Here is a 26,552-nt window from a genome sequence, read left to right as displayed (position 1 = left end):
GTGTAATGCCATTATCCTCTCGCCAGGGCAAACGTATACTGTGGTACATTCGTACACTAATGTAGAGAGAGGATAAATCAAATGATCGAAATTGCCTTAGCCTTTCAAGATAAGGATGGAAAATATGTAGAGCATGCCGGTGTCGTTTTAGCGTCAGTTTTTCATCATACAAGTTCCCCAATTCATGTTCATATTTTACATGATGCCTCTTTAACCGAAGTTAACAAGCGAAAGCTCACCAGATTAACCACTAAACATCAGCATACGATTAGCTTTTATTCGATTACTTTACCCGAAGATATGCTCCAGGTTCTTGCCAATATTAATTCTATCGATATGTGGACACATGCAAGTATGTACCGATTGCTGCTTCCCGCGTTAATTCCTTCTGACAAAATTATTTATCTGGATTGTGATGTATTGGTAAACATAGACATCGCGGAGCTGTGGCAGGTCGAGCTGAATGAAAAATATTTAGGGGCGATTTGGGATCAGGGCATTATGGATGTTGCATCTATTGTGAGCGCCAAAGGGCTGAATCCCGAGATTTATTTTAATTCTGGAGTGATCGTATTTGCTTTGAATAATATCCGCCAGAATACGAACTGGTACCAAGAGATGCTGAACTTCTTGCGCACTTTCCCTGATGTCACCATGCCTGACCAGGATGTTCTAAATGCAGTTTTTGGAGCGAATTACCTCCCTCTCGATATCCGTTTTAATTCATTTAACATGGCCATCCCAGATCATGACTACAATAATAAAATTGTCCATTTTGCCGGGGATGAGAAATGCTGGAATAAAGATTCCTCAGGATTTGCGCTATATCGTAAGTTCCTAAATCTAACCCCTTGGAGAGCTTTTAAAGCCAAATTAAAACGAAGAAGACGGAAGGTCAGCTATGTTAAGCGGCGGTTCATGCGAAAAAGTAATAGACGAATCATTTATAAACGTAGAATTAAAATTATTCGCACAAGAATCTCGCCCCTTTCGCTGTTTCAATTGAAATTAATTAGAACGATTAGGAGAAGAAAAGGGACAGTAATCAACACAAGAATTCAATATCAACGACGTATTAAACGCTAAAAAGCAGCCCCTATTGAATAGGGGCTCAGGCTCTCGAGAAACCCAAGGCCATCCAGTGAATTGGGTTTCTCTTCATTCTAAAAAACGTCATCTCTGCCGTTTTTCTTAAACATGATTGTATGATAGATCCTTTTAGTTCACTTTAGTAAAAAACCATTTCTGAGCATCGCTTCCATTATCCGTCCACTGCTGAACCGCTGCACCATCTGCCGTTGAGGCTCCGTTTACATCCATGGCTAAGCCACTTACTTTAGAAATGAGTTTATAGTAGCCACCCCCTACATCTACAATGCTCCACCGCTGAGCGTTGGTACCATTGTCATCCCACTGCTGCAACTGTACGCCGCTGACGGTTGATGAGTTCGGCACATCCAACACTTTTCCACTATGCACTGCTGTCAGCTTATAGTAGCCGTCTCCTGTACTTTCCACCTTAAATTTCTGATTATTGGCTGTGTAATTGGTCCATTGCTGCATCTTTGCCCCGTTTGCTGTAGATACATCTACAACGTCGAGAACCTTACCACTAGCCTTATCAGCTAAAGTATAAATCCCGCCACTCACGATGCTTGAGTTAGGCGCAGTCTGATACACACGTACGTAATCAACCAGCATTTGTGCAGGGAAAGCAGTTGAACCGGTTGGTCCTCCAGGCCAATCCCCTCCCACTGCAAGGTTTAGCAGAATGAAGAAGGGTTTCTGAAATTCCTCCGTATTTCCAGTTCCATTCTCGATATAAAAAGCATTATATTGGTTGCCATCTACAAACCATTTAATATAATTCGTATCCCATTCCACGCTGTACACATGGTACTGAGAGAAATCAAGATTACCGGAAACCTGACCATAACTGGCATGCCCATTGGCATCCCAGTGTACCGTCCCATTAACAGAAGCATTATTGTTCACATGCTCCATAATGTCCGTTTCCCCAGATTTCGGCCAACCCACCGAATCAATATTCGATCCCAGCATCCAAAACGCCGGCCAGAGTCCTTGGCCTGAAGGCAGCTTGATTCTAGCTTCGATTTTTCCATAGGTAAAACTTTTAAGTCCCTGTGTTTTGATCCGTGCAGAGGTATAATTCATTCCTCCATACGATTCCTTTTGCGCTGTTATTGCTAGATTCCCACCTGTTACCTGCAGGTTCTGTGGACGACTGGTATAATACTGAAGCTCATGGTTTCCCCAACCGTCGATCCCCGTGCCGATTTCAGCCGACCAATTATTAGTATTCAGAGAATTCCCGTCAAATTCATCGCTCCATACCAGATTCCAGTTCGAGGCTGCACTTGTATTACCTGTAGGCACTAGAGCAATCATGAGTGTAAACAGCAGAAATAGACTTAGCATTTTTCCTTTTCTCAACATCATCGTCTCCTCCTAATAAATGAAAAAATCATAGGACACAGGAATGCTTAAGACGATATCTGCCCAGGGTCAGCCCAATGGAATCACCTCTTTGAACTTATTGATTTCATTGCACGGCGCGCTCGTACATTTGAAACCGGTTTCGTTTTTGGATAAAACAAAACGCTATCCCCAAAACCAGCTATTACAGCCAGAGTCAGGTTAACGCATCACTTCATTTGCAGTGTACGTCTTCTCTATCCGTAATATGCCAAGATTTCAACCTTACTTATGTACTTTAATCCCATAGCCACTTCCTAGTTTACCTCCTGCAATTAAAAAGGCTTTTGCACTCCGTTGCAGTTGGGTGTTCTCTTCGTACTCTTGAGGGGTCATATTTAGTTTACTAAATATTCTTTCTTCTGCTTCCTTGGAACTTTTATCGACTTCATAAATGTAGAACCGACTTTGAAACTGAATAATGTTCGATTCTGGGTTCATGATCTCACTTAATTCCGGATCAAGCAGCCATGAATGACAAATAAACACTGGAGTTATACCTCTAAAAAAAACTCTGGCTAACTGAAAGGATTCCTCGACACTTTGAACGGATAAAGGCTCTCCCGCTGGAATGTGCACATTAAGCACGATTTGATTGGTAAAGATTTTACAACCATCAACAACTAAATCGCGGTCCATCGCAAAAGGTTGAAATTGCATTCTTCCCAAACGAAATAAACGAAGCTGAACATGCTCTTGCAGCCAGTTATATTCTTCGATACCATATACACCGTAATCACGCAGACATTGCATGCACCAGATCTGAATATCTGAGAATGTATCATAATAGATCTCATCCTCAATGTTACGAATACGATACTCTTCATAAGCATCTACTGCGAATCTCACAAATAAATATAATAGTAGCTTTCGATAGCCCTCCGATGCTTTCACAGATTCAAAAAAAGAAAATCTATCAAAATAAAAATGTTGTTTATAAACTAGATATTGATCCTCTTTCATCTGAAACTCATAAACCTGCTGTCTAGCCGCTGGATCAAGCTTTATCCCTTCACACAATGCTCTGATGTTCACTAGAAAACCTCCTAAAAGACTACGTTAAATCATAGCCTTAAATATACATTCTCACGCGCTGGAATGCTAAATTCATAACTATAGAATCCATATCGTGTTGTGCATAATATAGAATCAAGTGCTTCTGTTGTCAACGGAATCGTTGACCGCATCGCAGATATGGCCTAACACCTAGTGAATTCTAAAGCTCTTCTGAAGTGAATTGATTCTACGGATTGTAAGAACTCATAAAATAAAACAAAAGAAACGGCATTTCTGCCGTTTCTTTGTTTTATGGATGGCCAGGGCTCGGAGCCTGTTTTACTCCAATCCATGTTCCTTACGGATGTTATACATGCCTTGAACAAGCAGCTCGGAAGGATCCCGATTCAATTGCAAGTGCGTTAACAATAAATGCAGTGGGAACGCACAAACGTTATTCCCATCGCTTATCGCTGGAAATCCAGCCTCGAAAACCGGACCTAGTTTTTCGTTCCAAGCTAGTCCAACATGTACATCTTCTGGCGCAAATTCTTCAGTTATTTCTTTAATACATTGCGGAACTAATACATTGTCTATGATCGCTTTAGCTTCTTCTTCACTTGAAGGCGGTTTTGGAAGCGTTTTGCCTCCCTCAATCTTCATCAGATCAACAAAGAATGAAGCCATCCATGCTGCAGGATCCTTACCCGATTGGAATCTTGCAATCAATTCACGCAGAAAAAAGCCACAAGAATAGACATGGTCTAACTCAGACTTTACGTGAAAAACAAAAACCGGGCCGTAGGCCTCCATATTCAACACTTGTCCTTCAACGTCTTGAAAGTGCACTCTCAAAGCTACGAGACCGTTATGATGAACAGCCATCACTAGCTTATTCATATCCTCCTCAGACATTTCTGGATCATTGGTTATTTCCTCGTTCTCGTTTAATGTTTCTTCGTTCTCATTTGTTATCTCATTGGTCATTTTAAATTCCCTCCCGCTCCTATCATACCATCTAGTGAATTGAACTGACACTTTAATAATAGACAAATTCCTACCAGTTGAGGAGAAAATAAATAAACGGCATCTCTGCCGTTTATTTATGGGTCAACTCTTACTTAAGTCACATCTATTATTTTCTTCACTACTATACTGGTTAATTGTTTGATATCCCCAGGATCTAACTTGTAAGCAGAAGTAGCTTTTCGTGTCGGTTTAGGATTTGTCGATATTAAGTCAGCGATATACAGATCTATAAATACAACGGGATCAGCCCCAGTTCTTTTCCTGAGTTCGCCTGGTACCTTCGTGTTGGGTCCATCCGCTCCACCACTGATTGAAATAAAAACATACTTGTTCGGGTTTGTTTTCAAATGCTTTAAATAGGGTCGGAGTGGTGTGGCCACTTGCCCCATCCAGATCGGCCCGAAAAAGAGGATCAAATCATACTTCACTAATACATTAGGTGATGGCTGTACCAACGGTATTCTGCTGAAAATCATATCCATTGTAATGGAACTCAATGTCCGCGGCTTGGATTCAGAAATCTGAAAATATTCAGATGACAGTTCTTTAGCCACACTGCCAGCTAATGCATCATTGTTGCCTGTGAATGAATACGATATGACTGCAATGTTCATCTTAGCCCTCCTGAAACGAATTATTTCGTCTTTGCTTGCTCCAGTGCATTTTCTAGTGCCTTAAGATGTGCTTTAGAGGTAATCGTTGCCCCACTAATAACGTCTACCTGAAGTGATTGTGATTCAATCACATGTCTAAACAAATCACCAATGCTTATCCCCCCCTTCATTTTCAGCGGATTTCCATTTTTATCTAAAGCGCCTTTGAGTATTTTAATATCTAATATTTGACCCTCAGATATTGATGCCTGAACCTTGGTATCTCTGGAATGATCCTTTGTGCCGATATATTCTCCCACATAGGTTCCATCACGTAGCTTTTGGAAATCAATGACGTCGATAGTAAGCTTCTGAACTTCACGCCTCCCTGGAGCGCTTAAGAGAATCCCTCCCCATACGATGACTACAATCACGACGAAGATGATCAGTATAACCATCCACATTGAGATCTTCCTTTTACTTCTTACAACAATGTTCATTCGCATGCCCCTCTTCTCAGTTTTTTGAATGAATATTTTTATATTCATTCACTTTAAGAGATGAAAAAACTGCCTCATTCGTTCTATTTGGGGCAGTCTGTAAGACCCTTCATGATTAGTTCCATCATATGGTCCAGTAGTTGTGGAAAGAACTCCAGTCCTATTTCTTCCTTGTGGGTTTCCACATTGATCATGGCGGCGAAGACCATCATAATCATTTTGCTGTCCATATCGCTTCGCATCTTGCCTTCGGTTTGCCATTGCTGCACAATTTCATGGAAGCTATCATATAGGAAATCGTTCACCTGAATGCCGGTTTCTTCTCGATAAAGCTGTTCGATTTTCCCAAAAACACTTTTGTTGTACCATTCCTTTAGAATGGGGTTGGATATTATGCCTTCCACATTGAGTGCCATCATCTGCCGAATTACAATCACCGGGCTTTGGGTCATGTCAAGGGATTCCATACAGTTTTTTTTGAGTTTCGCATTTTCTTCAAGAAAGATATCCATAAAAAGCTTTTCCTTAGAAGGATAATAGTTGTAAAAGGTTCCTATAGCTATTCCAGCTTTTTTTGTAATGTCCGAGACATTCGTATCCTTAAAACCTTTATTGCTAAATATCTCTTTCCCACAATCATAAATCTTTGTTTTTTTATCTTCCACTTTCCGCATCTCCATGAATGAATAATTATTTTTTCATTCATATCATAATGTCAAAAGTTGGATGTGTCAATGCAAAACTTATTTGTTATCTTTTCGTTCATTGAGCGACAATAAAATAAAAAAACGGCATCTCTGCCGTTTTCCCGATAGTTACAGAAACTTATAGTTTCATGAGATCCTCTTAATCCATCAGGTACAGATCCCCGAAGGCATTAACATCCTTCGAAGAACCTATGCCACTATTGTATTCCAGCCAGCCTCTACGCCCCTCGCCGTCATTATCATTGACCAGCAGCGAAAACTTAAGCTTCATTCCTTGCTTCACCTGCGTAATGTCATGGCTCAGTTCACGCCAGGGTATGGCTAATTCGTAGCTGGTTGTTGAATCTGAACGACTCACCGCATACTTTAGCTCTAGGGCATCATTTATATTGAATCCCCTTGGGGTTAGCCAGCGCCACTTGAGTAAATTCCCTGCATTTCCCCGAGCCACACCTAGTTCATGATACTCCGAGGGTACCGTTCCGTCTGAGTTTGCAATGCCTATCCCAATCTGAATGCTGTCCCCACTCCAAATGGCATCGCCTGTTGCCGACTGTTCATGCTTGTCATCTATAACTTCTACCCCTAGATAAAGGTTATCCGCATCCCAAGCTAAGGAACCGGTCGCACTGATATCCTGCTCACCTCGCCAACCATTGATTTTGATATCCTTCACATCAAAGCGAGCCAGATCACTCCAATCTGATAGGTTACCATTGATTTCAATGGGCTTACTGAGTTTTGGCAACAACAGTGCGTTAAAGGAATCTAACGTCGTCTGCAATAGATTACCTATGTCATTATAAGATTTAAGCGTCCGTTGTCCTCTAGCAAGCTCAGGAATCTCTAACCGCACACTCTTTCCTGATTCCAGATTCTCCACAGTGGCGTTGTAGGTCCCCTGAGTAGAACGTCCTGTTTCATAATCGGCTTCCACTGAACCATTGAAATTGTTCGTAGACTGATTAGTAACATCCAAATGAGTTTTTATTTCCTTAGCAGCTTCATCATAAAATGTCTCATATTTCACCATCAGCGGGTCGATTACGTTAACATTGACAGCGAAGCTCATTGCCGTTTTAGGATCTTCGTCTCGTGAGACAAACAGTGTATCGTTTCCTCGTACCAAGCCTTCCGGAACCTGTATCCGAAGTCTGTCTTCTTCCTCCTGTTCACGAAGTATCCAGGCCTCAGGCAGCTTAATATCAAAGGCATCGCCGGAAGCAATCGAAATTCCGGAATTCTCTGGCAGCTTTGTAAGATCAGAACTATTCATGACATTCCATAGAAAATGTGTTGTCGTCTCCATAATTTCATCGATGTATTTATCATTCTTGTAGTCATGTCCGACACCTTCCATGGTGAGTAGATTATGATACACCCCCTTCTCTTTCAGCTGTTCGGCCAATTCAACACTTTGCTGGTACGGCACCAGTTTGTCTATCGTTCCATGAATGATGAGGACCGGCGGCAGCTTGCTGTCCGCACTTTTCGTCAGATCACCGCCATAAATATCAACAATAGAAAATACAGATTTAATGATGGAAGGATCCTGTGATACATATTGATTGACAAAGTTTATGGCTAGATGTCCCCCCGCCGAATCACCACCGATAACAATACGGCTTGCATCCATCCCGTAAATCTCTGCGTTATCGTTGATCCATTTAATCACATCGGTTATATCTTCATAAGCGTCATTAAGTGTGCTGCTGAAATTAGTAAATGGATCTTTTTTCAGCCTATAATCAACGGACAATACAGCATATCCTCGCTTCGCCCATCCCGTAGAAAAGTCTGCTGCATCGTTCTTATTCCCTTCTGTATAACCACCACCGTGAATGAAAATAAATACAGGCCTCTTCTCGTTATTATCGCCAGACGGCTCGTACAGATCGAGTTTCAACGGTTCTAGAGCATCTGTCTCATTCTTCTTGCTCGCATACAAAATATCTCCTTTCACTGTAACCTTATAAGCGGGAGTCAAGTACTGAACCGAAATTTGTCCGTTATTGACAGTAACTTTAGCCGCTGATGTACTACTGTCAGTAGTAATCACGTTAGTCACTTCTTTTCCTTCCTTTTCTAAAGCGCTCTTATTCTCTTGGTTATGCAGTAACAACCAGGAACCTAGAACGATTACTAGGATCGTAAGAACGTAAATAAGCCTACGCTTCATTATGACAACCTCCCAGAATGATTTTAGATTTGAAAAGTAATATAATTCCAATATCATCATTCTAGAATTCAAGGCATCGTTTAACAATTATGTATTCCTTCGTGAATTAGGTTTAATATTACGAACTTTTAGTGAACAAGAAAGCGTATAATTAAGTAGGATCGGCTTTGTCATAGAAATAGATAGAGGAGGACATTACAATCATGAAGTTGAGAATGAATTGGGTAACGCTTAGGGTGCGCGATCTGGAGGCTTCCCTTGATTTTTATAACCGGATTCTGGGGCTTCCCATTGACCGCAGATTTGAGAGTAGAGGAAAACAAATTGTTATGTTAGGCACGGTGGATCAGCCCAAAATCGAGCTTATTCAGGGTAGTGATCCGGCACTGAAGCCGGAATGCGGCGTTTCTGTTGGTTTCGAAGTGGAATCGCTCGACGATGCCATAGCGTATTTGAAAAGCCAAGGCATCCCCGTCGCACGCGGACCGATCACACCAAATCCCCATCTGCGATTCTTATATATACTGGACCCGGACGGCTTCGAGGTACAATTAGCGGAGCATAGCTAGGCTAGCACTCTTCAAGCAAAAAAAAAAGGAAGTGTCCCAAAAGCCATGAAATGGCTGCGGTGACACTTCCTTTTTTTTGATTATATCTGCTAATTTGTTATAGGTTGAAGGCTACTACTCATTCTGTTATCTTACGAGCTACCAGCGCCAAGTCTTTCAAATCAATCACGCCATCTTTATTGATATCGGCACGTTTGGCCTCAGCCCAATCTGGACTGCTAGTATCCTTGCCATAATTAGCAGCGACAATCGCTAAGTCACCGATGGACACTTTGCCATCTTTATTGATGTCACCAGTCACACCAGGCTCCGGCTCCTCTGCAGTTATCTTGAGCTTATGGCTCGACGTAACAGTTTCGCTCTCCTTGCCTTCCGCATCTGCTACGATCACTTTTTCAATCTGAATAGTACTCTCTGTAGCTTCCGCCACTGTTTTAGTACCGAAATCCAAGGTTACCAGCTGCATATTGCCAGTCACAGCATTGTCCGCTCCTTCACTGACCACCAGTAGTCGCAATTTTCCTGGCGTGTTATTAGAGGTTTCAAGCACCTGGATTCCACTACGCAAGGAAGTAGCCGATTTGAATTCCAATAGCTTAGGATCATAGTTCATGGTTACATCCATCGCATAGACAGCTTCAGTTACACTCTTCACTCCAAACGCTAGTTGAAAATCTCTTCCGCCAGCTACAGTGTCTACCCCAGACAGAACAGAAGTCATCTTACCCGATGGATCAACCTCCCCATTCCCGTCTTTTTTAACGGTAATGATCTCGTGGATTTTGGGTTTAGTCGAACCCTCCCACTGAATCTTCACTTCAAACACATTACTATACTTGGAGGTATCAAATGTATTATAAGATGAGGACAGGTTACCTACCTTATGCCATCCACTCGCATCTCGCACGGACACCGCAGCGTTTGAATTATCCGATGGATTTTGCAAAACTATCACTTCTTTTACCTTTGTATCCTTCGACAACTTATAATTTAAGGAACCCGTATTCCCAGTACCCGGCATATAGAAGGTGGATAGCTTTTGGTCAACGGACAGAGACGCTTCATTCCCTATAACTCCAGCAGGTTCAGCCTGAATAGCCGGATTGGCAGTTCCAGGTCTTTCAATTCCTTCATTAACCAAAATTTCATTGAGCGCGAGCCATGCATCTTGTGTTTCTGTTGAAATCAATCTTACATATCGGGCTTGCTTCCCACCGTCAACTTGAACTCGCTTATAACGGTAAGGCACCTCGTGCTCTGGGAAATTCAAACTCCGATCGCTCGGATTAGTAAACGTATGGATCGTATCCCATGTCTCTCCGTCTAGCGACAGCTGTAAATCTCCTTTACGGAAGAAATCTCCTTCACCGTCTCCAATCACGACAGCTACATTCTGGACATTCACCACACCGCCCATGTCGATCTGAATATACTTCCCTTTCGATTGAATCGAACCGAACCAAACCTTGTTCTCTAAAGAAGCATTGTACACGTTGTTGATAGAACCTTCATAAATGCTTCCGTAATTATGAGTAATCATAGGTGGAGAGAATTTGTTCAGCTTGATCATGAGCCTTGTCAGATCTACAGTGATATTCTCAGTTCCCTTGTTTATGATCCGGAAATAGGCAGCACTAGCAAACGCCCCATTCCCCTCATTAACCTGTTCCCATTCCACACCGTTCTTTGAGGATTCTAACCGAACTTCTCCGTTTGAAGCTTCCAACACCACTTGCGTGATCTCTTCAATGGATTTCAAATTAATCCCAACATATTGGGATGGCTTTAATGTGATTCCGTTCATATTCGATAATTGCACAGAATTATCTGCTACCATAACAGGAGTATCCTTCAACTCGGTTACATCGGTGTAAATGGCTACCTTATCTTTACCTGCATTTACGGAAAACTCGCGAACTGCCGTCCATAAATCAGGCTTACCTCCAGGTATTCCAGCATGAGTCAATCGATATCGAACCATCCTTGCCTCCACATTGAGCCCGGAAGCAGAAATTTTATACCCGGAACGCTCTTCTCCGATTGCAGTCCATTCTTGACCGTTCACGGAATACTCAAGAATCCCCCTTTGGAATATATCGTGATCCGCATCATTTCTACCTTGTGTGATCGCAATTTCTTCCACTTTAATGGTTTTTCCAAAATCAACACCATACCAGTCTCCATTCTGTTGAAGGGTCTGAATATAGACGTTCGTTGCTAAATCTCCGTCTACCATCAGGTTTAATCCTGAAGGAGAACCATAAGAGCTTACAGCTAGAGGTTTAACATATTCCGGGTCCATCAAAGTATAAATCTGAGCATCCAGTTTATTGATGAGCTGCTCAGCAAAAGGAACCAGCCGCTTTGCTCCTGCCTCGACTGTCACATCTGGAGAATTAAGCTTCTCAATTTTGAATGTTTTGGATAAGCTTAATGCGCTTGTGGCCTTAGCAAGTTCCTCCCATGCCTGATCTACATTCTCTTTCTGGATCGCTATCGCAGAGAGAACTGCCGATTTATCGGCAAGAACGACATTTTGCAAGCTATTTAGCCATGGATCAATTTCCTCTTCCATATTTTCATTAGTGTTATTTACTCTAAACGACGCGATGGCATCCAATACTAGATCAAATTCTTGAATCAATGTATTCCCCGTCGTTTCTATCGGCTGACCACTTGAGTATTGACTTAAGAATTGCGCTAGCTCAGTTTTGATATTTTCCGATTCACCTACTACAAGTCCATGACCGCTAGGCGATGGGTCACTCATATGATAGGCGATCGTATTAAGCTCAGAGGCAACTTCTGGAGCAATATGCTTAAATGAATCGAGCCAGCTCTCCTCTTGATCAAAATCATCTACATTCCAAGTGTAATCCGCTACCGCGAATATACCGACCTTAGATAATTCCGCATGCTTCATAGGATTAGACACTACACCTGAAATATTATGTGTACCTGGAATGAGCAATTCAGCTTTACCAAGTAGCAGTCTTGCATCCTTATAGTCATTCACTGGCCAGTTTAACCACATATACGGATCTCTTCCATGTGCATCTTTCGGCCACTGCATATCAGCCGCATTAACAGAGGCAACAACACCGTTTCCGGTCCACATTATATCTACATTCTCTGGCACATTTCTCAAGGCTTCAAGATAGGGTCTGCCAGTCGTTCCTGTCCAGCTTTTATTATAATATGGAGGACAATAAATTAATGATTTGACGTCTTTCTTGGACGTTACCCAATTCGCAACATCCGTAATAAGCTTAACATGTTTATCCTTATCCACTAATGATTGTGATGTGCTGATATCATCCATAAATAGTCCAAATTGACGTACGCCTACACTATACAATTGTTCAAGCTTTGCAAGTAAGGTTTGGAGTTCTACATCATAATTGTTCCAATTGATCATATTGAACCCTGGATGAATTGCCCATACAAACTGCGTCTTGGATTCATGGCCAACATCAACCAGTTCTTTGATCTTGGCAAGCTCAGCTGCAGGATAGGGTGTTCTCCATTGCGCGTTATGGTACTTGTCATCTTTAGGTGCAAAAATATAAGAGTTCATCTTCAGCTCTCCACCGAAACGCATCAAGCTCATTCGATCTTCATGTGACCAAGGTGTGCCGTAAAAGCCTTCGATAAATCCCCGTGAGCGAGTATCAGAGAAATCTTCGATGGTGAGATTACGAACCTGCAGATCAGGAATTTGATCAAAAATCATCTTCAGCGATGCCAGGCCATAATAAGCCGCATCCGTATTTTTACCTAATATCGCAATAACACCTTTATTCTGTTGCTTGGTGCTAACGTTAAGAACATAAGCGTCCAGCTCATTGAAGTGATCCGCCTCATAGGGAATATTCTGAGTGAAGTAGTTGTCTACATAGCCTGATGAATTTCTAGTTCCCAAAAAGATATTTGTTTTCCCTGCTACTACAGCTACTGACTCAGTGACCTGAAGTGATTTGGAATCCAGTATCCTTTGAAGCAGCTTTCTTGTCGGCTGGTCAATCGAATCTTCAATAACAACGTTTACATTTTGTGTAATGGTTAAGGCTGTCTCTTCTTCGGTTTGTTGCTGCGGTAATGGATAGATTTCATAGGATTCCGTTATTTTTGCATTTTTTTGTGGAAGATCAGAAGCTACATCCGCTGCAGCTGCAAAACTGGAGAACAAGCCGGCCACCATCATAAGTGTAATGAAGATACTGAGAATCTTCTTCGGCATTTCCTTAACCCTCCTATCACTAGCTAAAACGCCTTATACTTTCTTGAAATTTTAAATACCAGCAATTAACCTTTCAACGCACCTGCTGTTAACCCACCCGTAATTTGACGTTGATACAACACATACATCACAATGACGGGAATCATAGAAATGGAAAGACCCGCAAACAATGGCCCCCATTCCGTTCTATATTGCATTTCCCCTTGCATAATGGCTATTCCGACAGGAATGGTGTATTTCGCTGGATCGTTGATCAATACTGTGGCCATAATGTACTCATTCCACACCGTTAAAGCATTCATAATTCCTACTGTGATTAATCCTGGCTTCGATAATGGCAACATGATCTTGAAGAAAACGCCGTATAGTGAAGATCCATCAATTGTTGCGGCTTCTTCAAGCTCACGGGGAAGTGCCTTGAAAAATCCAACCAGAAAGAAGATACCGAATGGAAGGATGCCAATCGTTCCGACAGAATAAACAAGCGTGAGCCCTACTAAGGAGTTGGACAAATTCATATCTCCGAGAAGAAAGAACAACGGTATCAATCCGAGTGTGGTTGGAATCATCATTGAAGCAACGTATACAAAATAAAACAGGCCTCTAGATTTAAAGGTAAACCGAGCTAATATATATGCTGTTGTAGCAGCCATAATAAGCGATAACAGTGTACTAGCCACGGTTACTATAATGGAGTTCAGGAAGTAATCGCCAAAGTTTGCTCTGCTCCACACATTTGAATAGTTTTCAAAACGAAAAATAGATGGGAAATCCCACGGTTTCCCGAGCATAACCTGCTGATTATCCTTTAAGGATGTCAGGAATGTCCAAAGAACAGGATATAAGACTACCAAGCTCCACAAGATGAGGAAAAATCGAACTGCAATTTTTGATATCAGCAGAAGTGGTTTTTTGGCGGGATTATCGTTCAAAGTATTTTCCTCCTTACATTTCAATGGACTCTCGGTGAAGAATGCGCTGCAAAATTAGAGTAGTGATTAAAGATAACAGTAAGATCAGCACCCCGATGGTGGCCCCGTAGCTTAAATGGAACTGCTTGAAGCCCATCTGATACAAATAATAACCGAGAACTTGTGTCTGATTGTCCGGGCCACCATCCGTCATCAGCTTAACGATAATAAAGGAACCGTTCAGTGTTGTGATTACGATGTGAATGATAGAGGTTTTGAATTGCTCCCAGATCAGAGGTAATGTAATTCGAGTAAACTGTTGCCATTGCCCCGCACCGTCAATACTGGCTGCTTCATATAGCGAGGAAGGAATACCTAGAATAGAAGCAATGATAAGCAGCATATAGAATCCGATACCAGCCCATACACTAGGAGGAAGAAGTGACCACATTGCGAGGTTTGAATCACCTAACCAGTTCGTTTCTACAGGTTTTCCTGTAAATAACGAGATGAACGCATTCAGGAATCCAAGACGGGGATTGTATATAAAACTCCACAATACACCGATAACGGCTACGGAAATGATATTCGGAAAGAAAAACACCACTCGGTAAAAACCGTATTCTTTCAATTTTAAACGGGTTAATGATACTGCGAAAAACGTTGCAAATAACATGATTAAGATGACCTTCCAAAAAATCAAGAAATAATCATTCGAAATGGCTTTTGGTATAATCTCATCCGAGAATAATTGTCTATAATTATCAATACCGATAAAATTCATCGATTCGGAACCGCCTGACCAATCGAAGAAGCTTAAGTACAAGCCTCGAAACAGCGGATAAATAGTGAATAAACAAAAGATAGCAAACGTAGGCAGCAAGAAACTCGCAATAAACAAATTACGTTTCCACAATTTATTCTTCTTCATGGGCGTAAGCCATCCTCCCCTTAAATTTGAAAGAACAATCAGAGGCACGTATGTCCTCTGATTGTTTAGAAAGAAGAGTCATGAACTTACTTCCGGATTTTGGCTGCCGCCTTCTCCATACGGTCCATCCATTCTTCTGGTGTAATGGAACCTTGCAGCAATGCAATGGTTGCATCATTCTCAGCCTGCTCAATGTCCGCGGCCAATTTAAATACAGGAGCAACGATCGTGTCACTACCGTTGAAATATTTCATTGCCGTTTTAACAACATCACTTGCGCCTGAAGATTCCAGATCTGCCTTGACGTTCATCAAAGCGCCAGTCAGCTCAGCCCAACGAACTGCGGCTTGTTTCGTAAAGATAAATTCAATAAATGCTTTTGCTGCATCTGGATTTTTAGCCTTCTTTGCAATTGCAATGTTACTAGTGTAAGGAATAGCCACAAATTTACCGCCTGGCTTCTGCATAACGGAAGGAATGAATCCAAATTTGAAGCCTTCTGGAACATCTTTTTTCATTTCATTTTCGAGCCACAAGCCATTAGGAATCATTGCATCTTTATGCTGTAAGAAGAGCATTTGGGAGTCTGTATGACTCATACCGAACGATGCGTTATCGAAATACCCTTTGTCCCTCATATCAACGATCTTTTTCAAGGTATTCGCTACAGCATCATTTTTGAAAGAACCTTCTTTTGCTGCTTCTTGATCCTTCAAGATTTGCGGATTGTCTCCATTCTCAGATACAAAACCTGTATTTAAGAGACCTCCCACGATGTAGTATGGGTATTTACCGGTATGGATGTAAGGATATACGCCATCCGCTTTGATTTTTTCACTAGTGGCAAGAAAGCTATCCCAATCTTTCGGAACATCCCATCCCTTTTCAGTAAACAGGGTTTCATCATAGAAGGTTCCCCATGATCCGAATACGAGTGGAATCGTATAGTTTTTGCCACTGTAGTCTTGTGGAGGTGCGATCAAGTTGCTCGTAAGCGGCTCGCCGTCCACATTGCTCGCATCTTTAACCCAATCTGTAATATCCATCAATTGGTCGTCGAGCACCATTTGCGTTTCGTTCGAGCCTGCTCCATCGATGTATACAACATCTGGTGGATTACCTTGGATCCAGCGGGGCTTCATTTGCTCGTTGATTTGTGAACCTGCGGATTCTTTAATGTTGACATCTGGGTACTTCTTCTTGAATTCACCAATGACTTCTTTCCACCAACCGTCTCCATATCCACCGACAAAGTATTGGATTTCGAGGTCTCCCGCTACTTTCGGCTCTTCAGGTTTGGGCTCGTCTGTCTTCGCTGGCTCAGTCTGCGTCGCAGCTGTTGTTTTCTCGGGAGCTGGAGCTTCAGCCCCATTTGTCCCCCCGCCACATCCTGCCAGAGACAATACAATGGACATCATAACTAGACTTAATGCCGCTTTCTTTTTCCCCTTGCTTTTCATTGGCTATCCCCCTCGAATAAACTTGCTCGACTTCTGTAAACACTTGATTTTGCAATTCTGACTGTAATTCTATTAACACTTTTCCATTATATAGGCTATAAAAACGTAACCACATGATCTCTTTTGATGTGGAGTTGATACTTTTTGTCCTATAGAACCTTTTTTTCAAGCATTAATGCCTTCTGCGTCCTTATAAGGATGGTAAGCGTTAATGCGAGAAGTAAAAGGATAATGTAAAGCGTGAAACTTATATATTCTTATATTTTTACAAAAGAAGGACACCTAAGTAAAAACTCAGGTGTCCTTCTCTCAATTCAATATTTTTTGAGCAATTGCTGCTAAATCCATAATGTCGATCTTTCCGTCATTGTTAAGATCTGCACGCTTAGCCGTCTGCCAATCTACACTATTCTGATCTTTACCATAGTGCGAAGCTGCAATCGCCAAGTCACCAATGCTCACTTTACCATCCTCATTTAAGTCTCCGGATTTTATCGGAGGTTGCTCATCCGCCTTAATCTCGACTTCGATATTTGAAAGATCGGCTTCTGTCTCCAGTCCATTCGCGTCACCAAATACAGCACTGCTTACCTTTATGCTCGCTAACTCAGACTTCGTCACTGGCTTTGCTTTGAAGCTTAGTTCAAGCACCTTGGCATCACCGGTTATACCAGTTCCCGTACTAGCCGTGATTAGGCGAATGGTTCCGATTGGATCATTCTTTGATTCTAACACCTGTATCCCATCGTTCATCGATTCGCCCGAGATGTACTCTAGAAGATTCTCGTCGTACTTCAATCGAATGTCTTGCGCATAGGTCGCATCCGTGACATTGCTTACGCCCATGTCAACTGTAAAGGTCTGACCTTGATTTATCGACTTAGGTCCACTTAAAGTTATCGCAGTAGGTTCATTCCGTTCAACAGGAACATATTCGAAAGCATCAATCATCGCAATGGTATTCGAAGAGGCGTTGTTCTTCGCCCCTTTCACGACAATCTTAATTGTATGTTCCCCTTTGGAGAGATCGGATTGTTGGAATAATACCTGCTGCTTCATCGTCGATGGACCATATCCATCAACACCCTCAGCGACTAACCCTCCATCGAGATACACATCGAAATGTCCGTGGTTTGCCTGCAAAGCGCTGATAAATTTAATCGATGTTCCTGTAAACATGAACGACGCTGAAGCCCCTTGCTGATTACTATAGCTTTCTGTGCCTTTGTAATCGCCTGCGTCACTGTAAGGACTCCACGTTCCGGTATATACAATCGACGGATCTTTATCATCTACTTTTATTGGAAGCACTGGTGGCTTTACACTGGATACAATCTTATATTGCTGTCCTTTCACTGTAGGGAATTCAATCAAGTTCCCATTCACCGTGAAGTTGATGGATTCCCCGCTTCCTACGCGAACGACCTTGAATTTATTGGATTGTACAAATCCAGGATATTTAACAGAAGCCTTATTACCCTGCTTAGAAGTAAGCAAGGCTTCTTTCAAGATCGTACCTTCCCAGCGCATATCCACTTCAAATCCACCTCTTGCCACAAGTCCTTTAACGTTTCCGGTAGCCCATGCATCTGGTAAAGCAGCTAATAAATCGATACTTCCAGTTTGGCTTTGTAGAAGCATTTCTGCGATTCCTGAAGTTGCTCCGAAGTTACCGTCAATTTGGAACGGTGGATGTGTATCGAACAAATTTTCGAGCGTGCTGCCTCTAAGCTGCTCACCTAACAGTTTATGTGCACGGTTACCATCAAGCAGACGTGCCCATAAATTGATCTTATTCGCTTTACTCCACCCCGTTCCACCATCGCCACGAGAATTCAAGGTGACTCTTGCTGCTGCAAATAGCTCCGGATTATTCACTTCATTAATAAGCGTGCCTGGATACAAGCCGATCAGATGCGAGATATGGCGGTGCTGATCTGTTGGACTATCGATATCATTCTTCCACTCCTGCACCTGCCCCCAGCTTCCGACCTGCGGCATCCATAGCTTGCTTCGTTTCTCCATGACCTCGTTACGCAGCTGTTCATCCACACCCAAGATATCACTAGCCTTGATGAACTGTGTGAACAACTCCCAGACTAATTCCTGATCATAAGACACACCGATGGATATATCCCCTTGCTCTGGAGAGTAGGAAGGAGATGATACTAAACTTCCGTCTGAATCTTCGACCAGGTATTTAACCCAGAATTGTGTTGTTTCTTTGATAATGTCATACACTTGGCCTCTTAAAAGATCTTTATCTCCACTAAAAGCATAGTGATCCCACACCTGCTGCACCATGAAGGCGTTGGCAGCCGGTGACCAGCCCCAATAGAAATCAGAGCCTGGTGCAGTATAACCAAATGGGTTGTTGACGGTATGAATCGCCCAGCCTTCCCCTTCAATTCCATGATGTCTTTGGGCTGTTTCCCTACCCGGCTCGCGCAGGGAATCAATATAATCAATGTACGGAATATCGGTTTCCGCTAAGTTAACAACCTCGGAAGGCCAATAATTCATCTGCACATTGATATTCGTATGATAGTCACTGTTCCATGGTGGATTATTTACTTGATTCCATACCCCTTGTAGATTGGCAGGCAGTGAGCCTTCCCGGGAGGATGCAATGAGCAAATAACGGCCATATTGGAAAAATAATGCCTCCAAGCTTCTTTTCTCTCCGTCACTAGCATTCGTTTTATAACCATTCAAAAGCTCATTCGTAGGAAGATTTGTAGCAACCCCACCAAGATCAAGTGAGACTCTATCGAACAGTTCCTTATAATCTGTCAAATGGGATGCACGCAACTGATTGAATGATTTAGCGGATGCTGCGTTTAGGTTCGCTTCTACAATTTCTTTTGGCGTCTTGTCATTCTTATACGTAGGATAATTATTGGCATAATCTGTTGCAGCGGTCATTAGGATCGTGACAACACTCGCACCGTTTACGGTAAGTTTCCCATCCTTCGCTGTTACAGTTCCTCCTTCATGCTGTACTTGAAGCTGCGCTTCGTATGCCATCTTATTACTGGGTACCTTTCCACTTAGCGTTAGTTTATTTCCTTCGCCCTTAACGGTATTAGAGGGCTGAGCACCAGTAAGGCGAACATCAAAGGTCATCGGCTGATTCTCTTCCGTTGTCAGTCTCATGACCATGACCTTATCCGGATAACTGATGAAATACTCCCGCTTGTATTTTACATTGCCCGAAGTATAGGACACTCTTGCCATGGCATCATTAAGATTCAATTCACGCCGATAATCAGAGTACGTCTGAGCACCGCTATTCCCCGATGCGCTTGTCATCTCCATCTCGGACAATTGAATTTTCGTTCCGCCCTTGCTTACAAGATCGAATTTATAAAATTTATAAGCTGTAGTATTGGAAAAAGTATATGATTTCTTCTGTTTGCGGCTTGCAAACTCTTCATTGGATCTGTTATCTAGCGGGGTCCACTGCTGCCCGTCATTCGAGCCTTTCAGCGTCCAGCTCTTCGGATCCCGATCAGGTACATCATTCCCTGAAGTGAACGAATAGCCGGTAATTACCTTAGCCTCTTCATATGCCCACTGCACCCAAAAAGGTGGTGCTCCATCACCTGAATACCATTTCGTATTTACCGAACCATCGGTTAAATTGGAAATAGGTTCTCCGTATTGTGGATTATCCGAGCTCGCTGTTACCGTATACGCTGACTGACGGTTAAAATCTAAGAACACGTCACCAAATGCTTGATACGCTCCGAAAGAACTATCACCAGCACCCATAACACCAGTAATCTTCCCTACAAGAGCCTTAGCTTCATTAATTTTCCCTTCTTTTAGAAGCTGTCTTATGGTCTCAACATGTTGCTGAGCACCGTCTTTAATACCATATTGGTAATTTGAATCTGCTCCAGGCCCACCGCTCCACAGTGTCTTTTCATTAAATTGAATTCGCTCCTGCTCAACACCACCAAATACCATGCCACCCATATAACCATTTCCGATAGGGAGCGCCTGCGTCTCCCAGTTCGTGGCCGGTGCTTGATACCATAATGACAAATCCTGATCTGCCGCAGGCGCAGTTTCAGCTGCCGACTGAACATCTGCATACACTTTTGGACCTAAAACACCATTAGACGGAAGTATGCTGATAAGTAGCTGCGAGCAAGCGATCCATACAGATAGTAGAATTGCAGTCTTTCTGACTAATCTACTTTTACCGATTGGCATGCGTTGATCCCCTCTCATAATAACAACCACTGATTGTAAAAATGAGGCAACCTACTACTCCACAATCTTTTTCGCAAGTGCAGCAAGATCAGTAATATCTATTTTGCCGTCCTTGTTCAGATCTGCGTGCTTAATCTTACTCCAATCTGGACTGGAGGAATCCTTACCGTAATGCGCGGCCATGATACCTAAATCACCAATACTCACTTTGCCGTCGCCGTTAAGATCTCCAGGTAATTCCGTATTTACTGTGATCTGAATGGTTAAGGATACCGGTTGGAGCACGGATTCTTCCCCTTGACTGTCACTTATTATCGCTTGAGTAAGCCGGATAACTCCCTCTGTGTCTTGTATTACATCTGCTGCTTTGAAACCAAGTTCAACAATTTCAGCATCGCTAGTAATCGGATACTGACTACCCAAACTTGCCAAGAGAACCCGTAGCTTACCGGGAGTACTTGTAGATGGTTCATTGATAATAATTACGCCTTCCTGCAGTGAGCGGATTGAATCTGGAAGGTATTCCATGACAGCCGGATCAAATTCAAAGGTAATGTCCTGTGCATACACATCACTGGAGACACTGGTGATCCCATACTTCACGGTAAAAGACTCCCCCGGCGCAACAATCTTCTTACTCCCTACTAAAGTAGCAGAAGGCGTAGGATCAGATGCATCTGCGTTCACTACAGGATTCGTAAAAGATACACAGCTTAAAACCACGGCGATAATGGTCATCATTACCGCCTTTTTGTACCATCGACTACTGTTCAAATTCTTCTCACCTTCATCTTTTAAATTTTGTTCAGGATGTTAGCGTGTCTTATTGAGTTACGATTTGTTTCGCTAATTGAGCAAGATCTGTAATATCGATCTTACCGTCACCATTCATATCCGCACGCTTCGCTTGCTGCCAATCAGGACTTGATGAGTCTTTGCCGTAGTGTGCAGCAACGATACCCAGGTCACCAATGCTGACTTTTCCGTCGCCGTTAAGATCGCCTGATATTCCTGTTTGTTCTGGTTTCACTTTTACAGAGATTGTAGCTGGTGCAGTTGCGGTCTCTGCTCCGTCTTCATCACCTAGCAGTACCTCTGACACGCTGATATTAACGGTAACCGTCTCAGATACTTCTTTTGCCTGGAATGTCAGCTCGGCAATTTGTTGATTTCCGCTTAATCCGTATTCCGCACCTTCACTCGCCATAATCAAACGAAGCTTTCCAGGTGTTTTAATTGTCTCTTCAACAATCGCAACACCTTGGATCAGTGATTTAGCGGACACATAATCCATGCGGTCAGCATCGTACTGAATGGTGATGTCCTGTGCAAATACCTTCCCGGAGATATTGTTCACATCATACCGGACAACAAAAGGCTTGCCGGAAGTAACGGATGCATCAGCACTCAATACGGCTTGCACTTGAGCCGTTTCCTGCTGCACTTGATACACTGTAATCTCGGCTGCGGATGCGAATTCACCCACGCCTTTTACAGCTTCCAGCTTAATGTGAGTCGCTTCCACCGGAGCGAAATTCACTTCCTTGAGCTGTTTGCTTCGCAGCCAGTTCCCGCTTGTCATGAGCGTGTAATTCACACCATCGGTGCTTGTGTACACGTTGTAAGCAGTAATTGTGCCATTGCCTTCATCCGGCCGAGGTAAGTATCCTAGCTTGCTGATGGTATACTTTCCACCCAGATTCACCATAATCGATTGCGGAAGTGGATCAACGTTAAACCACTTCGTATGCCAATGTGTATCCGGATCGCCGTCCAATGCCAAATTCGGATCGTTTTCGCCTGCTTCATAGCTCGTAGCTTCTGCACTCATTTGACTTTGCGGAATTTCGGTTAGGTTGCTCTGTCCAGTAACCGTCACCACACTTGTTGCTGTAAATCCGCCTTCTTCCGTCGTCGCGGTAATCGATGTCGTACCCTGCCCTTTTGGTGTGACCATTCCCTTACTGTCCACGCTGGCAACACCAGGATCGCTGCTTACCCACTTAACTGTCTTATTACCGGCATTCTCAGGCTCAATGCTCGCTTTCAATTGAACCGGTGCATCCAACGCCTTAAGTGAGAGTGTCTCACGGTCAAGCTTTATGCCAGTAACCTTCTGTCCGTCTTCCAGCGGGATGCCGAACAGCTTGAATTCACGAATAGCAGCCTTTGATTGAGCATCAGGCAGTCCGGTGATCGTAATTCTAGCGAATCTACCCTGGCTTCCAAATGTATCCTGAATGGTGCCAGTTTCCTGATTATTCGTTCGATTCGTTACTGTAATCCAATTGGAGTTCGCGGTTTCCCGAACTTCAATTTTGTACTGATAAGCCTTGTTACTGTGTTCAAAAGAAACCTCGGAGGATTTAATGGAATGCATCATGCCAAGATCAACCGTCCAGCTATGGCCATTGTTCGTATCCGCTGCTGACCAGAATGTGTCCATTTTCCCATCATTAGCGAGGCCAGCCGGATGCGCTTGATCCGCACTGTCCGCTGTAGCAGGTTTACCTTCTGAAATCAATCGAACTTCAGGAGCTGCCTTCGGCGCCTCATAGACATCGACCTCCGAAGCCGAAGCGAACCCTCCAAGTGCAACAGCTGCTTCAAGCTTCACATAGCGGGCGGAAACACTATCGAAAAGGATGTACTTTTTCAAGTTGTTTCTGAGCCATGTACCACTGGATACCTTCGTATATGCTTCTCCATCTGTGCTGACGTAAAGGTTGTATGAAGTAATGGTCCCGTTCCCAGCATCCGTTCGTGGTGCATATCGGAATTGGCTAATATTGCGAACCTTACCTAAATCGAGAATGATGGATTGCGGGAGTTTATCGGATCCATCCCATTTCGTATGCCATGCGGAATTCCGGTCCCCATCAATCGCTTTAGCTGCTTCCGCACCAGGCTGAAAGCTTTTCGCTGAGGCTGTCATCTCATTTTTAGGTATCACTGTCGGTGAAGGCTGTGATAGATCACGATACAGATTGATCTCTGCAGCAGATACGACACCTCCAACAGCTTCTGTCGCTTCAAGTTTCACAAAAACAGCTTCAACTGTATCAAAATTCACCGTCTTCTCTAGTTTGTCATCATTCCATTGTCCACTGCTTACGAGCGTATAGTTGATTCCATCCATACTCGTATTCAGCTTGTAACCTGTAATTGTGCCGTCTTTGCCACCGTACTGTCTTGGCAAGTATTTCATTTTATTCACATGCTGTTTAATCCCCAGGTCTAAAGTGATGCTCTGCTTACTTCCAGCATTTGCTGAAGAAAGCCATATCGATTCATAGCTGCCATCCAGCACATTAGCTGCCGGCGTATCCGAAGCCGCATTCGTTGCAGTTGCAATCATATCTTCCTGCGGAATACGACTTGGGTCTGTGTCCACCTGAGGCAGCTCAATTTTGACAGCATCTACTAGTGGAGTCGTATCTGCTGTAAAGCCTGCGACTTTCACAACAAATTCCTTATCAGTGGATATTGATGGTGTTTTAATGTACAGGATGCCACCTTTATCTTGCTTAGCATAGTACCAGCCACTTGTTGCTCCATCCCATGCTGCTTTGGACTGCAATTCAGGATAGGATGTTCCATCTACAGAAACAGCCTCCGGGTGATCTGGCATGTGGATTGTAAACTGATTCTTACGTGACTCCAATTTGCCTTTATAGTCACCTACGCTTGCTCCAACCTTGATAATCAAGTCTCCACTCCCTTGCTCAGGAGCGATGGAGGTTATTAATGTTTTGGCAAATTTGCCTGTACGATGCTCCTTCGATGTACCATCATCTTCATACATCGTAAAGCTTGACGATTTATAAGGATAAATATCATAAGTAATTGGATCAGGAGGAACCTGACCGTCGTATAACGATTCAGGATACATCGGGATGATAGCCCCGCCCTTTACTAGAAGCGGCAAGCGATCCAGTGGAGCATTGTATTCGTCTAACATTTTTGAACCGTAATGTTCTTCTCCTGTCCAGTAATCGATCCATTTTCCTTTCGGAAGATATATTCCGTTTCGCATAGTCGTGTCGGTATATACTGGCGCAACCAGGAACGATTCCCCGGACATGAATTGATACTGTGTTAAAGTTCCTTTGGAGTTCGGATCATTCGGATAAGAATAGATCATTCCCCGCATGATCGGAGCCCCGGACTCGTAAGACTCATTGAGATAGGTATACAAGTATGGTGTCAATTGCTGTCTTAGCTTCAATGCATCCCTGTTATAGCTCGTATAAGGTTCTCCCCATACCCAAGGCTGCTTATCTTTGGCTGACCAACCAGACATGTTCATCAGGATTGGAGTGAAGATCTTCCACTGTAAGTCTCGAACGTAGGTTTTAGCGCTTCCTCCGAAAATCCCATCAATATCTCCGGTTGAGTACGGTATCCCAGATAGCCCTGCTCCGATCATCGACGGGATATGAAATCGAATGTATTCCCAGTTGCCCGACTGATCTCCGGACCAGACGGTAGAATATCGCTGGGTACCTGCCCAGCCACCAACGGACCAGACATAACCTCTGTCGTCAGAGTTATCTTCAATTCCTGTAAACGCCTGTTTGCTGGCACCCAGGGCGAAATCGTATCCAGGTCCCACCCAGGCAACGTCGAGTTTAGCGAGCCTTGTACCCTCTACGCCAACTTCTTGCGCAATTTTATCAACACCATTTTGAGTCCATAGTCCGGTATAGAAACCTTCCTTATGTAGTTCGTCAACGGTGTTGCCTAGATCCGTATAACCGCAACCGTATCCGTCATTCGGCAAAATCCAGGCTCCAGGCATATCATTTTCCCGATATTTTTTAGCAATAAGGTTAACGACATCGGAGGTCTTTTCTGGATCTCTGTTGTAACAATCCGCATCACCAAGCCCCATACCCCAACGAGGAATCAAGGATGGTTTACCTGTAAGATCTGTATAAGCGTTCAAAATATCTTTCATTGTCTCACCGTAGAAATAATAAGCATCAAACCGATTTTCGTTATGCGTCAGCTTGACGGTCGAATCAAAATCATAAGTACCGCTTTGAAAAGTGTTACGAAGCACTCCGTATCCTGCAGTACTCAAATAGAATGGTGCAGGATTCGAAACTGTACCGCTTCCCCAATCCCCATAGTTGTTAGCGATGGTAATTTTGCGATCACGATGATTGAAGAATCCATTCTGCATACCGCCGCCGTAGAAATATTCATCCTCACCCCGGATAAGCTGTTGTGAGGCTGACTGTCCGTTATAGTTCAAGCTAGCGGATTCTTCCCACACCACCGTTTGGTTGTCACTTTTGTACATGGCGAACTTTAACGGGTTTTTGTAGGCTCTCAGCACGAATTTTCCTGTTTCCATCTTGTAATACGTACCTTCATCAGACCACTTTACGTTAACAGGTCCGAAATCATCCTTGATGACGATTGGCTCGATCGGCTTTTCCGCGCTTTTTCCTGACAATTCCTTGAATTGCCCGTTCACACCAAGCCAAATCCGTAACATATCCTCCCGCTGAAAAATCACTTTAATCTTGTCAGAGCCTGACGTAATCTCAAACGTGTTATTATCTTTCTTTACGAAGTCAGAAATGTTACCCACGGAAGCACCATGGGCGGTTTCCGGGCGAATCATGAGCCCTGTAACCATAAGGATCATCAATGCCAGCATCCACATACCAAAGCGATTATAAATTGATCTCAATCCATTCCCTCCATTC

General features: G+C 43.2%; 16 protein-coding genes. 2 read left to right on the top strand and 14 right to left on the bottom strand.

Annotation, left to right across the window (positions count from 1 at the left end; genetic code table 11):
* The first annotated feature begins 81 nt into the window (after positions 1-81).
* Complete coding sequence (locus tag MKY52_RS22045) at positions 82-1,086, top strand: glycosyltransferase family 8 protein (protein ID WP_341053520.1); 1,005 nt, start codon at positions 82-84, stop codon at positions 1,084-1,086.
* A gap of 132 nt (positions 1,087-1,218) precedes the next feature.
* Here MKY52_RS22045 and MKY52_RS22040 read toward each other — a convergent pair whose 3' ends face one another.
* From MKY52_RS22040 to MKY52_RS22010, 7 genes are all read right to left on the bottom strand, one after another.
* Positions 1,219-2,457 (bottom strand): RICIN domain-containing protein, encoded by a 1,239-nt coding sequence (locus MKY52_RS22040; RefSeq protein WP_341055591.1) that lies wholly within the window; start codon positions 2,455-2,457, stop codon positions 1,219-1,221.
* A 264-nt stretch (positions 2,458-2,721) separates the two neighbouring features.
* Complete coding sequence (locus MKY52_RS22035; RefSeq protein ID WP_341053519.1) at positions 2,722-3,531, bottom strand: acyltransferase domain-containing protein; 810 nt, start codon at positions 3,529-3,531, stop codon at positions 2,722-2,724.
* Between the two features lie 300 nt (positions 3,532-3,831).
* The gene (locus MKY52_RS22030; RefSeq protein ID WP_042186601.1) at positions 3,832-4,479 is read right to left on the bottom strand and encodes a hypothetical protein; all 648 of its coding nucleotides are present in this window, start codon (positions 4,477-4,479) and stop codon (positions 3,832-3,834) included.
* 134 nt (positions 4,480-4,613) lie between these two features.
* Positions 4,614-5,135, bottom strand: a complete 522-nt coding sequence (locus MKY52_RS22025; RefSeq protein WP_341053518.1) for a flavodoxin family protein — start codon at positions 5,133-5,135, stop codon at positions 4,614-4,616.
* A 20-nt stretch (positions 5,136-5,155) separates the two neighbouring features.
* Positions 5,156-5,614 carry an FMN-binding protein gene (locus MKY52_RS22020; protein WP_341053516.1) on the bottom strand — a complete coding sequence of 153 codons (459 nt, stop codon included), beginning with the start codon at positions 5,612-5,614 and terminating at the stop codon, positions 5,156-5,158.
* Between the two features lie 83 nt (positions 5,615-5,697).
* Positions 5,698-6,279 (bottom strand): TetR/AcrR family transcriptional regulator, encoded by a 582-nt coding sequence (locus MKY52_RS22015; RefSeq protein WP_076283286.1) that lies wholly within the window; start codon positions 6,277-6,279, stop codon positions 5,698-5,700.
* Positions 6,280-6,460: 181 nt separating this feature from the next.
* The gene (locus MKY52_RS22010; RefSeq protein ID WP_341053515.1) at positions 6,461-8,500 is read right to left on the bottom strand and encodes an alpha/beta hydrolase fold domain-containing protein; all 2,040 of its coding nucleotides are present in this window, start codon (positions 8,498-8,500) and stop codon (positions 6,461-6,463) included.
* Between the two features lie 203 nt (positions 8,501-8,703).
* Between MKY52_RS22010 and MKY52_RS22005 the strand changes: the two genes are divergently transcribed.
* Positions 8,704-9,069: a VOC family protein gene (locus MKY52_RS22005; RefSeq protein WP_076283288.1), complete on the top strand. Its 366-nt coding sequence runs from the start codon at positions 8,704-8,706 to the stop codon at positions 9,067-9,069.
* 118 nt (positions 9,070-9,187) lie between these two features.
* Here MKY52_RS22005 and MKY52_RS22000 read toward each other — a convergent pair whose 3' ends face one another.
* From MKY52_RS22000 to MKY52_RS21970, 7 genes are all read right to left on the bottom strand, one after another.
* A complete protein-coding gene (locus tag MKY52_RS22000) occupies positions 9,188-13,309 on the bottom strand; it encodes a beta-N-acetylglucosaminidase domain-containing protein (RefSeq protein ID WP_341053514.1) in 4,122 nt (1,373 codons plus the stop codon).
* Positions 13,310-13,374: 65 nt separating this feature from the next.
* The gene (locus tag MKY52_RS21995; RefSeq protein WP_339246646.1) at positions 13,375-14,241 is read right to left on the bottom strand and encodes a carbohydrate ABC transporter permease; all 867 of its coding nucleotides are present in this window, start codon (positions 14,239-14,241) and stop codon (positions 13,375-13,377) included.
* A gap of 13 nt (positions 14,242-14,254) precedes the next feature.
* Entirely contained in the window at positions 14,255-15,151 is an 897-nt protein-coding gene (locus MKY52_RS21990; RefSeq protein ID WP_341053512.1) for a carbohydrate ABC transporter permease, read from the bottom strand.
* 86 nt (positions 15,152-15,237) lie between these two features.
* Entirely contained in the window at positions 15,238-16,611 is a 1,374-nt protein-coding gene (locus tag MKY52_RS21985; protein ID WP_076283291.1) for an extracellular solute-binding protein, read from the bottom strand.
* A 309-nt stretch (positions 16,612-16,920) separates the two neighbouring features.
* Complete coding sequence (locus MKY52_RS21980; protein ID WP_341053510.1) at positions 16,921-20,832, bottom strand: glycosyl hydrolase family 95 catalytic domain-containing protein; 3,912 nt, start codon at positions 20,830-20,832, stop codon at positions 16,921-16,923.
* A 54-nt stretch (positions 20,833-20,886) separates the two neighbouring features.
* Positions 20,887-21,606 carry a cohesin domain-containing protein gene (locus tag MKY52_RS21975; protein WP_341053509.1) on the bottom strand — a complete coding sequence of 240 codons (720 nt, stop codon included), beginning with the start codon at positions 21,604-21,606 and terminating at the stop codon, positions 20,887-20,889.
* A gap of 49 nt (positions 21,607-21,655) precedes the next feature.
* Complete coding sequence (locus tag MKY52_RS21970; protein WP_341053508.1) at positions 21,656-26,536, bottom strand: discoidin domain-containing protein; 4,881 nt, start codon at positions 26,534-26,536, stop codon at positions 21,656-21,658.
* Between the last annotated feature and the right edge of the window lie 16 nt (positions 26,537-26,552).

The organism is Paenibacillus sp. FSL P4-0184, assembly GCF_038004625.1.
Lineage (GTDB): Bacteria > Bacillota > Bacilli > Paenibacillales > Paenibacillaceae > Paenibacillus_AQ.
This window is presented reverse-complemented; position numbering and strand designations above follow the sequence as displayed.

What these genes read in the sequence shown, in the direction of transcription:
- MKY52_RS21985 (WP_076283291.1), bottom strand. Translation starts at nt 16,611, where the DNA reads ATGAAAAGCAAGGGGAAAAAGAAAGCGGCATTAAGTCTAGTTATGATG.
- MKY52_RS22045 (WP_341053520.1), top strand. Translation starts at nt 82, where the DNA reads ATGATCGAAATTGCCTTAGCCTTTCAAGATAAGGATGGAAAATATGTA.
- MKY52_RS21990 (WP_341053512.1), bottom strand. Translation starts at nt 15,151, where the DNA reads ATGAAGAAGAATAAATTGTGGAAACGTAATTTGTTTATTGCGAGTTTC.
- MKY52_RS22040 (WP_341055591.1), bottom strand. Translation starts at nt 2,457, where the DNA reads ATGTTGAGAAAAGGAAAAATGCTAAGTCTATTTCTGCTGTTTACACTC.
- MKY52_RS22020 (WP_341053516.1), bottom strand. Translation starts at nt 5,614, where the DNA reads ATGAACATTGTTGTAAGAAGTAAAAGGAAGATCTCAATGTGGATGGTT.
- MKY52_RS22030 (WP_042186601.1), bottom strand. Translation starts at nt 4,479, where the DNA reads ATGACCAATGAGATAACAAATGAGAACGAAGAAACATTAAACGAGAAC.
- MKY52_RS22005 (WP_076283288.1), top strand. Translation starts at nt 8,704, where the DNA reads ATGAAGTTGAGAATGAATTGGGTAACGCTTAGGGTGCGCGATCTGGAG.
- MKY52_RS21980 (WP_341053510.1), bottom strand. Translation starts at nt 20,832, where the DNA reads ATGCCAATCGGTAAAAGTAGATTAGTCAGAAAGACTGCAATTCTACTA.
- MKY52_RS22025 (WP_341053518.1), bottom strand. Translation starts at nt 5,135, where the DNA reads ATGAACATTGCAGTCATATCGTATTCATTCACAGGCAACAATGATGCA.
- MKY52_RS22000 (WP_341053514.1), bottom strand. Translation starts at nt 13,309, where the DNA reads ATGCCGAAGAAGATTCTCAGTATCTTCATTACACTTATGATGGTGGCC.
- MKY52_RS22010 (WP_341053515.1), bottom strand. Translation starts at nt 8,500, where the DNA reads ATGAAGCGTAGGCTTATTTACGTTCTTACGATCCTAGTAATCGTTCTA.